Raw genomic sequence first — 12,988 nt, 5'->3', positions numbered from 1 at the left:
GTTTTGCCCCGAATCCTTCTATGCTAGACTGAGGGCACCGGCCGCTCTCCGGGCGTTGCCGGAGCGGGAAGAGCACGGACAAGAGCAGGAAAGAGGACGGGGATGACAGGCGGTATCGCAAGCGGATCCCGGCGCGCGCGCGCCCTCCTGTGCGGCCTCGCGCTGGCTGCGGTGGCCTCCTGCGGCATCTTCGATCCCAAGCAGCCCGGCGCGCTCGACGCCTACAGCGCCGCCGAGATCTTCGAGCGCGGCGAGTACGAGCTGGCGCGCGGGCAGGCCGACGACGCCGCCTTCTACTTCGGCGAGATCGAGCGGCTCTATCCCTATTCCGAGTTCGCCAAGCGCGCCCTCATCATGCAGGCCGCCGCCTACCACCAGGACCGCGACTACCCTAACGCCCGCGCCGCCGCGCAGCGCTTCATCGACTTCTACCCCGCCGACCCCGACGCCGCCTACGCCCAGTACCTGCTGGCGCTGTCCTACTACGACCAGATCGACGAGATCGGCCGGGACCAGGGCCTGACGTTCCAGGCGCTGCAGGCGCTGCGCACGGTGATCGAGGTCTACCCCGACAGCGAGTATGCCCGCGCCGCCATCCCCAAGTTCGACCTCGCCTTCGACCACCTCGCCGCGAAGGAGATGGAGGTCGGCCGCTTCTACCTCAAGCGCGACCACTTCGCCGCCGCCGTGAACCGCTTCCGCGTGGTGGTCGAGGATTTCCAGACCACCGCCCACACCGCCGAGGCCCTGCACCGGCTGGTCGAGGCCTACCTGTCGCTCGGCCTCACCGACGAGGCCCAGACCGCCGGCGCGATCCTGGGGCACAATTACCGCTCGACGGAGTGGTACCAGGAGAGCTTCGCGCTGCTGACGGGGCAGGGGCTCGAGATGCGCGCCGCGGGCGACAGCTGGTTGTCCTCGATCTATCGGCAGGTGGTCCGGGGCGAGTGGCTCTGAGGAGGACGGTCCGGCCCGCCCGGACGTGACCTGACATGCTGCGCAACCTCGACATCCGGGACATGCTGATCATCGACCGGCTGGAGCTCGACTTCCAGCCCGGCCTCAACGTGCTGACCGGCGAGACCGGGGCCGGCAAGTCGATCCTGCTCGACGCGCTCGGCTTCGTGCTCGGCTGGCGCGGACGCGCCGAGCTGGTGCGCGCCGGGGCGGAGCAGGGCGAGGTGACGGCGCTGTTCGACCTGCCCGCCGGCCATCCCGCCGAGGCGGTGCTGGCGGAGGCCGGCATCGCCGCCGAGGACGGCGAGCTGATCCTGCGCCGGGTCAACAGCCGCGACGGGCGCAAGACGGCCTGGGTCAACGGCACCCGCGCCACCGGCGAGCTGCTGCGGCGGCTGTCGGACGTGCTGGTCGAGCTGCACGGCCAGCACGACGACCGGGGCCTGCTCAACCCGCGCGGCCACCGCACCCTGCTCGACGCCTTCGCCGGGGCCGACCTCGCCCCGGTGCGCGCCGCGTGGCGCGACTGGCGGCAGGCGCGGGGCGCGCTCGACGCCGCGCGCGAGGCCGCGGGGGCGCTGCGGGCGGAGGAGGAGTACCTGCGCCACGCCGTCGGCGAGCTCGACAAGCTCGGCCCCGAGCCCGGCGAGGAGGAGGCGCTCGACAGCCAGCGCCGGCTGATGCAGTCCGCCGAGCGCATCCGCACCGACATCGCCCGCGCCCACGCCGCGCTCTCCAACGAGGGCGCCGAGGGCCTGCTCGGCGACGCGATCCGCTGGCTCGACGGCGCCAGCGCCGGCGCCGAGGGCCGCCTCGACGCGCCGCTCGAGGCGCTGTCGCGCGCCATGGACGCGCTCGGCGAGGCCGAGCAGGGGGTCGCCGACTGCCTCGAGGCGCTCGCCTTCGACGCGCACGCGCTCGAGGCGGTCGAGGAGCGGCTATTCGCCCTGCGCGGGCTGGCGAGGAAGCACGACGTCCTGCCCGACCAGCTCGGCGGGTTCGCCGCCGAGCTGCGCGTCCGCCTCGACCGGCTCGACAGCTCCGAGGGCGACCTCGCCCGGCTCGAGAAGGAGGCCGCCGCCGCCGCCGAGGCCTACGACGCCGCCGCCGCCGCGCTCACCGCCGCCCGCCAGGAGGCCGCGCGCCGGCTCGAGGCGGCGATGGCGGGCGAGCTCGCGCCGCTGAAGATGGAGCGCGCCGTCTTCACGGTCGCGCTCGGCGAGGCCGAACCCGGCCCAGAGGGGCGCGACGCGGTGAGCTTCCTCGTCGCCACCAACCCCGGCGCTCCCGCCGGCGCGCTCAACCGCATCGCCTCGGGCGGCGAGCTGTCGCGCTTCCTGCTGGCCCTGAAGGTCTGCCTCAGCCGCGAAGCCGAGGGCGTGACGATGATCTTCGACGAGATCGACCGCGGTGTCGGCGGCGCCACCGCCGCCGCCGTCGGCCGCCGCCTCGCGCGCCTCGCCGACGACGGGCAGGTCCTCGTCGTCACCCACTCGCCCCAGGTCGCCGCCCTCGGCGGCCACCATTGGCGCGTCGAGAAGCGCCAGGGCGCCGACGAGACCACCTCGACGGTCGTCCCCCTCGACGCCGAGGCGCGGGTCGACGAGATCGCCCGGATGCTCTCGGGCGACACCCTCACCGACGCCGCCCGCGACGCCGCCCGGGCGCTTATCGCGGATTAGGCCGCCCGGCCTGGCGGGGCGGGACGAGCTTGCCGGGGTTCATGATGTCGTGCGGATCGAGCGCGGCCTTCAGCGCGCCCATCATCCCCCAGCCCGCCGCGCCGTGCTCGGCTTCCATGTAGCCGAGCTTGCCGATCCCGATCCCGTGCTCGCCCGTGGCCGTGCCGCCGATCTCCAGCGCGCGCTCCACCATGGCCCGGCTCACCCGCTCGGCGGCGCGGCGCTCGGCGTCGGAGCCGTCGAGCAGCAGGATCGCGTGGAAGTTGCCGTCGCCCACGTGGCCGAGGATCGGCGCGGCGAGGCCCGCGGCGTCGATGTCGGCCTGCGTCGCCGCGACGGCCTCGGCGAGGCGCGAGAGCGGGACGCAGACGTCGGTGACGATGGCGCGCGCGCCGGGGCGCGAGGCGAGGATCGCCCAGTAGGCGTGGTGGCGCATCTGCCAGAGCCGGTTGCGCTCCTCGGGCCGGTGCGCCCGCTCGAGGCCCCGCGCGCCGTGCTCCGCGGCGATCTCGGCGAAGCGCGCGGCCTGCTCGGCGACGCCGGCCTCGCTGCCGTGAAACTCGACGAACAGGTGCGGGGTGCGCGGGAAGTCGGCCTTGGCATGGGCGTTGACGGCGGCGACGGAGGCGGCGTCGAGGAACTCGATGCGCGCCATCGGCACGCCGCTCTGCATCGTCTCCACCACCGCGTCGACCGCCGCGCCGATGTCGGCAAAGGCGCAGACCGCCGCCGAGATCGCCTCGGGCTGGCCCTGCAGGCGCAGCGTCAGCTCGGTGATCAGCCCGAGCGTCCCCTCCGCGCCGACGAACAGGCCGGTCAGGTCGTAGCCCGCCGACGACTTGCGCGCCCGGGTGCCGGTACGGATCACCTCGCCCGACGCCGTCACCACCTCGAGCGCGGCGACGTTGTCGCGCATGGTGCCGTAGCGCACGGCGGTGGTGCCCGAGGCGCGGGTCGAGGCCATGCCGCCCAGCGAGGCGTTCGCGCCGGGATCGACGGGGAAGAACAGCCCCGTCGCGCGCAGCTCGGTGTTGAGCGCCTCGCGGGTCATCCCCGGCTGCACCCGCGCCACCATGTCCTCGGGCGCCACCTCGAGCAGCGCCGCCATCCGCGAGAAGTCCACCGCGACCCCGCCCCGCACCGCCAGCGCGTGCCCCTCGAGCGACGTGCCCGCGCCCCAGCCGATCACCGGGCAGCGCGCGGCGGCGCAGATCCGCACCAGCGCCGCGACCTCGTCGGTGCTCTCGGGATAGGCGACGGCATCGGGCGGCGTCGTCGGGAAGTGGGATTCCGAGCGGCCATGCGCGTCCAGATCGGCCTTGGCCCGGCTCAGGCGATCCCCTAGGAGTGCGGACAACGCGTCGAGTGCGGCGGTGACGGACATGGCGGCCTCCTGTCGGGCCCTCGTCCTAGCGCGGCCGCCGGGCGAGCGGAAGACCGGAGCGGGATGGCCGAGCAACGCCCATCGATACTGGCCGTCGCCCTGCGCGACGCCCTGACGGTGATCACCGACGCCTGGGCGCTGGTGCGCAGCCGGGGGCCGTCGCGGGCGCAGTTCTGGGTGATCGGGCTGGTGGTCGGGATCGCGGCGGGGCTGGCGGCGCTGCTGTTCCGCTTCGGCATCGAGGCGCTGCAGGCGGCGCTCTACGGCACCGACGACATCACCCGGCTCCACTCCTTCGCCTCCAGCCTGCCCTGGTGGTGGATCGTCGCGGTGCCGGTGCTCGGCGGGCTGGCGGTCGGGCTCATCATGCAGCGCTGGGGCGAGGGGCCGCGGGTGCGCACGGTGGGCGACGTCATCGAGGGCGCGGCGCTGAACGACGGCCGGGTCGAGGTGAAGGCGGGCCTCGCCTCGGCGGTGGCCTCGTTCCTGACGCTCTCCACCGGCGGCTCGACGGGGCGGGAAGGGCCGGTGGTGCACCTGGCCTCGGTGGTCTCGACCTACATCGCCAAGGCGATCCGCGCCGACGGCATCACCGGGCGCGACCTGCTCGGCTGCGCCGTGGCCGGGGCGGTGTCGGCGAGCTTCAACGCCCCCATCGCCGGCGCGCTGTTCGCGCTCGAGGTGGTGCTGCGCCATTTCGCGGTGCACTCGCTCGCGCCCATCGTCATCGCCTCGGCGGCGGGCACCGTCATCAACCGGCTGGTCTACGGCGGCGTCACCGAGTTCGTCCTGCCCAACCAGAACGCGCTCGCCTTCTATGCCGAGCTGCCGGCGTTCCTGCTCCTCGGCCTGCTCTGCGGCATCGTCGCGGTGATCCTGATGCGCACGGTGTTCTGGATGGAGGACCTGTTCACCGCCCTGCAGATCCGCTCCGGCACGCCCAACTGGGCGCGCCCGGCGGCGGCGGGGCTGCTGCTCGGGCTGATCGCCATCGCCTTCCCCCACATCATCGGCGTCGGCTACGAGACCACCTCGCGGGCGCTGACCGGCGAGCTTCTGTTCTTCCAGGCGGTGGTTTTCGTGGCGATCAAGATCGTCGCGGTGGCGATCACCGTGGGCGGGCGCATGGGCGGCGGGATGTTCTCGCCCTCGCTGATGGTCGGCGCGCTGACGGGGCTGGCCTTCGGCATCGTCTCGACGGGCCTGCTGCCCGAGCTGTCGGGCGCGGCGACGCTCTACGCGCTGGCGGGGATGGGCGCTGTGGCGGCGGCGGTGCTCGGGGCGCCGATCTCGACGACGCTGATCGTCTTCGAACTGACCGGCGACTGGCAGACGGGCCTCGCGGTGATGGTCTCCGTCTCCACCTCGACCGCCGTCGCGAGCCGCCTCGTGGCGCGCTCCTTCTTCCTCACCCAGCTGCAGCGGCGCGGGGTGCAGCTCGCCGCCGGCCCCCAGGCCTACCTGCTCGCCACCTTCGACGTCGCCTCGGTGATGCGCCCCCGGGACGCCCCGCGCGCCGCCCCCGAGGCGGCCTGCTGGGAGATGATCGAGGCCGGCACCTACCTCGACATCTCCGCCACGCTCGAACAGGCCATGCCGCTGTTCGAGAAGACCAACCCGGCCTTCCTGCCGGTGGTCAGCCTCACCGGCGCCGACCAGCCCCCCGAGCTGCGCGGCGCCCTGTTCCAGGTCGACGCGCTGCGCGTCCACAACCGCGCCCTCGCCGCGCTCGCCGCCGAAGAGCACAGCTGACCGCCCGCGCGGCGCGCGCCCGCCTCTGTCTTGCAAATATCCCCGCCGGAGGCTGGCCCGACAGGCGTCCCGGGCGCGCCGCCGGGGGAGCGCTCAGACCTGCTCCACCGCCACTTTGCCCGGGTAGAAGGCGAGGTGCCCCGCGATCTGCGCCACCTCGTCCTTCGGCGCCTCGTAGGACCACGCCGCGTCGGCGATGGTCTGGCTCTTGGACTGGATCGAGTAGTAGCTGGCCTCGCCCTTCCAGGGGCAGGAGGAGCGGGTCTCGGAGGCGTCGAGGAAGGTCATCGCGATGTCCTCGCGCGGGAAGTAGATCACCGGCGGGTAGTCGCCCTCGCTGAGCTCGAGCGCCCGGTCGCTCTCGCCGAGCACCGCGCCGCCGGCGCGCACCACCCAGGTGCCTTCGGCGGGACGGATCGTGATGTGGTCGGCCATGCAGGCCCTCCTTCAGCTGTCGGTTCCGCCGGGGCGGGGCAGGGGCGCGCAGGCCTGTTCGAGCCATGCCAGCGCCGCGCCCTCGAGCCGGGGCGCGATGCGGGTGAACGTAGCGGCGTGGTAGGCATCGATCCAGTCCCTCTCGGGCCGTGACAGCAGCGCGCCGTCGATCAGCCGTCGGTCGATCGGCACCCAGGTGAGGGTCTCGAAGTCGTACATGACCCGCGCGTCGCCGCCCTCGATCGGCGGCGCCTCGCGCACCGCGAGCAGGTTCTCGATGCGGATGCCGAAGGCGTCGGCGCGGTAGTAGCCCGGCTCGTTGGACAGGATCATCCCCGGCTCGAGCGGCACGCCGGAGCGCCGCGACAGGGCCTGCGGCCCCTCGTGCACCCCGAGGTAGGCGCCCACGCCGTGGCCGGTGCCGTGATCGTAGTCGAGCCCCGCGAGCCACAGCGGCGTGCGCGCGAGCACGTCGAGATGTGCCCCGGCGACGCCCTTGGGAAAGCGGGCGCGCGAGACCGCGATCATGCCCTGCAGAACGCGGGTGAAGCAGGCGCGCTGCTCCGGCTCGGGCGTGCCGACGATCACCGTGCGGGTGATGTCGGTGGTGCCGTCGAGGTACTGCCCGCCGCTGTCGACGAGCAGCAGCTCGCCCGGCTGCACCGGCCGGTCCGTCGCCTCGGTGACGCGGTAATGCACGATCGCCCCGTTTGGACCCGCGCCGCAGATCGTCTCGAAGCTGATGTCCTGCAGCGCGTTCGTCTCGCGCCGGAAGCTCTCGAGGGCGGTGACGACGGCGATCTCCGTCAGCCCGCCGTCGGGCGCGGTGGCGTCGAGCCAGGCCAGGAAGCGGCACATGGCGGCCCCGTCGCGCAGGTGCGCCTCGCGCATCCCCGCGAGTTCGGCGTCGGTCTTCCTGGCCTTCGGCAGCAGGCAGGGATCGTCGCCGTGGACGACCTCGACGTCGGCCTCGGCAAGGGTGTCCGCCAGCACCTGCGGCGCGCTCGCCGGATCGAGCCGCACCGGCCCCTCGGTCTCGCTCAGCGCCGCGCGCAGCCCGTCGCGGGGCAGCACGGCGACGTCGGGGCCGAGGTGGTCGGCCACCGGATCGGCCTGGCCGGGGCCGCAGAACAGCTCGACGCTGCCGTCGTCGCGCAGCAGCGCGAAGGCGCGCGGCACGGGGGTGCGGGCGACATCGGCGCCGCGGATGTTGAGCAGCCAGGCGATGCTGTCGGGCAGCGTCAGCAGCGCCGCCCGCTGCCCCGCCTCGCGCAGCTCGGCCGCGAGCCGCGCGCGCTTGTCGGCCGCGCTCTCGCCGGCGAGCGCGGTGTCGTGGGCGCGGAAGGGCCGGTCGGGCGGCGGCGGGCGGTCGTCCCAGAGCCGGTCGACGAGGTTGTCGCACGGGGCGAGCAGGATGCCGGCCTCGTCGAGCCGCTCGCGCAGGGCGGCGACCTGCCCGACGGTGTGCAGCCACGGGTCGAACCCGACGCGCGCGTCGAGCGACAGCCGCTCGGCGAGCCAGTCGCCCAGTTGCACCTCGTAGCGGTCGACCGGGGTGAAGACGTCCGCCGCCTGCTCGCGCACCTGCAGCCGGTAGCGCCCGTCGACGAACAGCCCCGCCTCGTCGGCGAGAACGGCCGCGAAGCCGGCCGAGCCGGTGAAGCCGGTGAGCCACGCCAGCCGCTCGTCGCACGGCGCCACGTTCTCGCCCTGGTGCGCGTCCGCCCGCGGCACGAGGAAGCCGTCCAGCCCGTCCGCCGCCATCACCTCGCGCAGCGCCGCCAGCCGCGGCGGCCCCTGCTCGGGCCGGCTCGTCGCGTCGAAGCTCTGGAACATGGTCGTCTCCCCTCGGTTCGCCCGCCCGTGATGGCGGGAAGCGCCGCGGGGCGCAAGGTCCGGGGGCGGTGGCGACGCGGCGGGGCGGCGGGCGGGGCGGGGGCGTGCGCACCCGCCCCCCCGACACCGTCAGCGCAGGCGGCCGAGAAGCTCGCGCGAGGCGGTGCCGGTGACGGGGAGGCCGTTGGCGGACTGGTAGGCCTCGATGGCGGCGCGGGTGCCGGAGCCGATGACCCCGTCGGGGGTGCCGGCGTCGAAGCCGGCGCGGTTGAGGCCGGCCTGCAGCGCCTTGCGGTCGGCGATGGTGAGGCCGGCGGCGTCGGGCGGGAAGCTGCCCGAGAGCGGCGGGCCGCCGGCGAGGCGGTCGGAGAGGTGGCCGACGCCGATGACGTAGCTGACCGCGTTGTTGTAGCGCGCGATGACCTCGAAGTTGCGGAACGCCATGAAGGCCGGGCCGCCGGCCTGGGGCACGAGGATCGCGGCGGAGCCGTAGTCGGGGATCGGCTGGCCGGCGGGGGTGCGCACGCCGCGGGCGTTCCAGTCGGAGATCGCACGGGTCTTGCCGCGGCCGAGCAGCCCGGCGTCGAGGCCGGCGGGCAGCACCACCTCCATGCCCCAGGGCTGGCCCTGACGCCAGCCGTGGTCGGCGAAGTGGTTGGCCGTCGAGGCGAGGGCGTCGCTCGGGTCGTCCGACCAGATGTCGCGCCGCCCGTCGCCGGTGAAGTCGACGGCGAAGGCCTCGTAGGTGGTGGGGATGAACTGGGTATGCCCCATCGCGCCGGCCCAGCTGCCGGTCATGTTGGAGGGCACCGTGTCGCCGCTCTGCAGGATGCGCAGTGCCGCCATCAGCTGCGCCTCGAAGAAGGCGCCGCGGCGGCCCTCGTAGGCGAGGGTCGAGGTGGCCGAGACGACGGGGATGTCGCCCATCCGGGTGCCGTAGCGGCTCTCGAGGCCCCAGACCGCCGCCACCACGTGCGCCGGGACGCCGTAGCGCGCTTCGATGGCCGACAGCGCCCCCCGGTGGCGCGCGAAGGCGGCGCGGCCCAGCGCGAGGCGCTCGTCGCTGGCGGCGATGGCGAGGTAGTCCTCGAGGGTGCGGGTGAACTCGGTCTGGTTGCGGTCGCGCTCGATCACGCCGGGCAGGAAGCCGGCGTCGGCGAAGGCGGTGTCGAGCGTGGCGGCGCTGATGCCGCGCGCGGCGGCGCGGCCGCGGAAGGCGGCGACCCAGGCGTCCCAGCCCGGGTTGGGCTGGGGCAGCAGCGCCGGGTCGGGCGCGGTGTCGGCGGGGCCGGCGGCGAGGCGCGCGGGGCGGCCGCCGCAGGCGGACAGCAGCGCGGCGGCGAGGCCGAGGGTGACGGTGCGGCGGGAAGGGGTGCGGATCGGGCTCATGGGCGCATCGTCGCGCTGCGCCGCGGCGCCCGCAAGAGGGGGCCCGCGCCATGGGCGGAAATCCGGACAGCGGCCCGCGAGAGGGCGGAGGGGGCGGTGCGGGGGGCCCGTGCCGCCGGGGGCTGGCGGCCCCCGGACCCCCGCGGATACTTGCCGGACAGAGATCGGGGCGCGCGCGCGGTGCGGGCGGGCTGGACCGGCGCAGAGAGCGGGAGTAGAGCCGGAGGATGAGCGCGACGAGCACCCCTCTCCGGCCCCCGGGGCCGACGAGCGTCACCGGCCACGGGCGGGCGCTGCTGGTGCTCGGCATGCCCCTGGTGGGCAGCAACGTCGCGCAGGTGGCGATCAGCTCGGTCGATACGATCATGCTCGGCTGGTACGACGTCACCGCGCTCGCCGCCGTGACGCTGGCGGTGGGGCTGTGGATCCTGATCTTCCTGCTCGCCGCCGGCTTCGGCTGGGCGGTGGCGCCGCTCGCGGCGGAGGCGCTCGAGCGCGACGACACGGTGCTGGTCCGGCGCACGACGCGGATGGGGCTGTGGCTGTCGGTGCTGAGCGCGGCGCTGGTCTACCCGGTCTTCTGGTGGTCGGGGCCGCTGTTCCGAGCCGCCGGACAGGAGCCGGAGATCGCGCAGCTGGCGCAGGATTACCTGCGCATCCACGGGCTGACGATGTTTCCCGCGCTGTTCGTGATGGCGCTGCGCTCGTTCCTGTCGGTGCTCGAGCGGACCCGGGTGATCCTGTGGGTGACGGTCGGGGCGGCGGTGCTGAACGCGGGGCTGAACTGGGTGCTGATCTTCGGCAATCTCGGCGCGCCCGAGCTCGGTATCCGCGGCGCGGCGCTGGCGTCGCTGATCCTGCAGCTCGCCGGGTTCGCTGTGCTGGTGCTCTACGTGATGCGCAAGACGCCGGAATACGCGCTGTTCACCCGGCTGTGGAAGGTCGACGGGCAGGTGCTGGCGCGGGTGTTCCGGCTCGGCCTGCCGATGGGGGTGACGGCGGTGGCGGAGGCGACGCTGTTCACGGTGTCGGCGGTGATGATGGGCTGGATCGGCGAGGTGCCGCTGGCGGCGCACGGGATCGCGATGCAGCTGAGCTCGATGACCTTCGTCGTCCATCTCGGCCTCAGCCAGGCGGCGACGGTGCGGGCCGGGCGCGCCTTCGGGCGGCGCGACGAGGTGGCGCTGCGCACCGGGGGTGTCGCCGCGCTGGCGCTGTCGGCGGCGATGGCGCTGCTGACGATGGTGCTGTTCCTCGCCGTGCCCGGCCCGCTGGTGGCGCTGTTCGTGGGGCCGGACGATCCGATGCGCGCCGAGATCCTCGCCTTCGGCGTGGTGCTGCTGGCGATCGCGGCGCTGTTCCAGGTGGTGGACGCGGCGCAGGTGATGACGATCGGGCTGCTGCGCGGGGTGCAGGACACCGCCGTGCCGCTGCTGATCGCGGCGGTGAGCTACTGGGGCCTCGGGCTGCCGGCGGGCTACCTGCTCGGCTTCACCTTCGGCTTCGGCGGCATCGGGGTCTGGGCCGGCATGACGATCGGGCTCGGCGCGGCGGCGATCATGCTTTCGGCGCGGTTCTGGCGCGGCTCCGGCCGCCTCTCGCCGCCGCCCGCCGCGCCTCGAACGCGGCCTTGACGGCCTCCTTGGTGTACTCGGTGCGGATCCAGGTATCGATCGCGACGGGCGCGCGGGTGTTGCGCGCCTCGTAGAGGTCGAGGATCTCGTCGATCACCCCGGCCGGACCGTTGCGGTAGTGCCAGTGGCGGCGGTGGAGCTGGTCGCGCGCCTGCTCGAGGCTCTGGCCCTCCTTGAGCATCATCCACAGCGCGGCGGCGAGGCCGGTGCGGTCGGCGCCGCTCTTGCAGTGCATCAGGAACGGCCGCTCCACCCGGTCGAACGCCTCGAGCAGCTCGACGAGCCGTTCACGGGTCGGGGCGGTGGTCGCGTTGAGCTTGACGTCGACCAGCCGCAGCCCGAGCGCGGCGCATTCCTCGCGCAGGAACAGGTAGTGGGCGAACACGTCCTCGCCGCGCAGATTGAGGATCGTGTGGACGCCGTGCCGGTCGCGCAGCTCCCTGAGCCGCCGGAAGGTCGGCTGGTTGGAGCGCCAGACGCCGGGGGCGATCTCCACCTGGTTGGTCCAGACGCGGCGCAGGTGGGCGTGGTCGAGCCAGTTGTAGTGCCACGTGGAGCGCCGCCGCTCGCGCGGGTCGGTGATGTCGCGGCCGAAGCCGCGGCGCCAGCGGCGCTCGGCGTCTTCGAGGCGGGAGAGGAGGCGGCGGAACATGCGGTGGTGATGTGGCCCGCCCGCCGCGGCTTTGCAAGGGCGCGCGGCGGCTCAGCCGTCCCGGCGCCCCTTGAGCAGCCGGTCGGCCTTCTTGCGCACCAGCACCGTGCGCAGGTCGTGCATCGCCAGCAGCAGGTGGTCGGTGACGCTGTCGAGCTGCTCCTCGGTGGCGGTGGACTGGGCCCACTGGGTGGTGGTGTTGAGGTGGTCGACGGCGCGCAGGATGTCGTCGACCTCGCGCCGGGCGAGCAGGTCGCGTCGCGCGGCCATCCAGCGCTCGATCTCGGCGATGTCGGCCTCCGAGAGGCTGCGCTCGCCCTGCGGCTTGATCTCGCCCTTCCTGATGTTGACCACCGCGATCTGGTCCATCTCGATGCGCCGGTGGCGGTTGTCGGTGTCGACGCGGAACACCATCGCGCCGTTGTCGCGGATGCGGAAGTAGTAGTCGGGAAGCTCCGAGCCCATGGGGATCCTCTTGCCGGTTCGGGGGAAGGGTAGCGGAGGGCGGCGGGGGCCGAAAGGGCTTGCGCTATGGGCTATCGGGGCCCCCGCTATTGGATAGCGCGGCAGGGGAGGGGCAAGATGGCGGCCAAGGATCAGCCCCCGTGCTGTCACCAGAACCGGCCGCCTTCCTCGCGCGGCCCTCGTGCCCGAAGGAGCTCTGCATGTCCCTGCTGCCCCCCTCCCTCCGCCCGCCGCTGGCGTCTGCCCTCGCCGGCGCCACGCTCGCCGTCGCCGGCCTCGCCAGCTTCGGCTTCACCACCTTCGCCCGCGCCGACGGGCCGGCCGCGGTGGCGGCGCCCGATTGCGTTGGCGACGTCGGCGCCGTGCCGGCCTGCGCGGTCGCGGTGCTCGACGAGCCCGCCGCGGAGGGCGCGCTGAAGTCGGAGATGGATCCGGTCGTCGCGACGCCTGTGCAGGTGCCCGAGACGGTCACGACCGTCACCACCGCCCCGGTTCTGGTGGCGCCGGTGATCGTCGAGCCGGTGGTCGTGGCGCCGGCGCGGACTCTCGTCTTCACTTCGCTCCGGCCGAAGCTGCGCCCCGAGCGCTTCGAGCGGATGCCGCAGGAGCTGACCACGCGGGCCGCCGCCGACTGGCTGTTCGACCAGCTCGAACGGCAGGCCGCCGCGACCGCGCCCCGTGGCCACGGCCATGCCCACCGGGTGCCGCGCCACGAGGCCGACATGATCGCGCGGATGCGCGAGCTGGAGGCGTTGATCGCCCGGCCGGTCGGTGTGACGCTGCGCAGCACCGGCGGCGGCAA

At 74.1% G+C, this 12,988-nt stretch carries 11 protein-coding genes; 5 read left to right on the top strand and 6 right to left on the bottom strand.

The window, feature by feature from the left end; genetic code table 11:
* Positions 1-102: 102 nt before the first annotated feature.
* Positions 103-957, top strand: coding sequence for an outer membrane protein assembly factor BamD (locus OG2516_RS05105; protein WP_007254561.1), 855 nt, complete (start codon positions 103-105; stop codon positions 955-957).
* 35 nt (positions 958-992) lie between these two features.
* On the top strand, positions 993-2,639 hold the full coding sequence (recN, locus tag OG2516_RS05100) for a DNA repair protein RecN (protein ID WP_007254560.1): 1,647 nt from the start codon (positions 993-995) through the stop codon (positions 2,637-2,639).
* Here the strand turns inward: recN and OG2516_RS05095 are convergent.
* Complete coding sequence (locus tag OG2516_RS05095) at positions 2,626-4,023, bottom strand: FAD-binding oxidoreductase (protein WP_007254559.1); 1,398 nt, start codon at positions 4,021-4,023, stop codon at positions 2,626-2,628. The genes recN and OG2516_RS05095 overlap by 14 nt on opposite strands.
* A gap of 63 nt (positions 4,024-4,086) precedes the next feature.
* On the opposite strand from OG2516_RS05095, the gene OG2516_RS05090 reads away from it, so the two are divergent.
* Positions 4,087-5,775, top strand: a complete 1,689-nt coding sequence (locus OG2516_RS05090) for a chloride channel protein (protein WP_007254558.1) — start codon at positions 4,087-4,089, stop codon at positions 5,773-5,775.
* A gap of 93 nt (positions 5,776-5,868) precedes the next feature.
* Here the strand turns inward: OG2516_RS05090 and OG2516_RS05085 are convergent, their stop codons facing one another.
* From OG2516_RS05085 to OG2516_RS05075, 3 genes are all read right to left on the bottom strand, one after another.
* Positions 5,869-6,210, bottom strand: a complete 342-nt coding sequence (locus OG2516_RS05085; RefSeq protein ID WP_007254557.1) for a DUF427 domain-containing protein — start codon at positions 6,208-6,210, stop codon at positions 5,869-5,871.
* A gap of 12 nt (positions 6,211-6,222) precedes the next feature.
* Positions 6,223-8,046, bottom strand: coding sequence for an aminopeptidase P family protein (locus OG2516_RS05080; protein WP_007254556.1), 1,824 nt, complete (start codon positions 8,044-8,046; stop codon positions 6,223-6,225).
* A gap of 129 nt (positions 8,047-8,175) precedes the next feature.
* Complete coding sequence (locus OG2516_RS05075) at positions 8,176-9,435, bottom strand: lytic murein transglycosylase (protein ID WP_007254555.1); 1,260 nt, start codon at positions 9,433-9,435, stop codon at positions 8,176-8,178.
* A gap of 227 nt (positions 9,436-9,662) precedes the next feature.
* Here OG2516_RS05075 and OG2516_RS05070 point away from each other — a divergent pair, with 227 nt between their 5' ends.
* Positions 9,663-11,069: an MATE family efflux transporter gene (locus tag OG2516_RS05070; RefSeq protein ID WP_007254554.1), complete on the top strand. Its 1,407-nt coding sequence runs from the start codon at positions 9,663-9,665 to the stop codon at positions 11,067-11,069.
* On the opposite strand, the gene OG2516_RS05065 is transcribed toward OG2516_RS05070, so the two are convergent.
* Positions 10,993-11,721 carry a fused DSP-PTPase phosphatase/NAD kinase-like protein gene (locus tag OG2516_RS05065; protein WP_007254553.1) on the bottom strand — a complete coding sequence of 243 codons (729 nt, stop codon included), beginning with the start codon at positions 11,719-11,721 and terminating at the stop codon, positions 10,993-10,995. The two genes, OG2516_RS05070 and OG2516_RS05065, sit on opposite strands and share 77 nt — an antisense overlap.
* Positions 11,722-11,772: 51 nt before the next feature.
* Entirely contained in the window at positions 11,773-12,186 is a 414-nt protein-coding gene (locus tag OG2516_RS05060; protein ID WP_007254552.1) for a hypothetical protein, read from the bottom strand.
* 200 nt (positions 12,187-12,386) lie between these two features.
* On the opposite strand from OG2516_RS05060, the gene OG2516_RS20375 reads away from it, so the two are divergent.
* On the top strand, positions 12,387-12,988 hold a 602-nt coding region (locus OG2516_RS20375; protein WP_007254551.1), incomplete at its 3' end, for a hypothetical protein.

This window comes from Oceanicola granulosus HTCC2516, assembly GCF_000153305.1.
GTDB lineage: Bacteria > Pseudomonadota > Alphaproteobacteria > Rhodobacterales > Rhodobacteraceae > Oceanicola > Oceanicola granulosus.
Note: the sequence above shows the minus strand (reverse complement) of the source record. Positions and strands in the feature narration are given on the sequence as shown.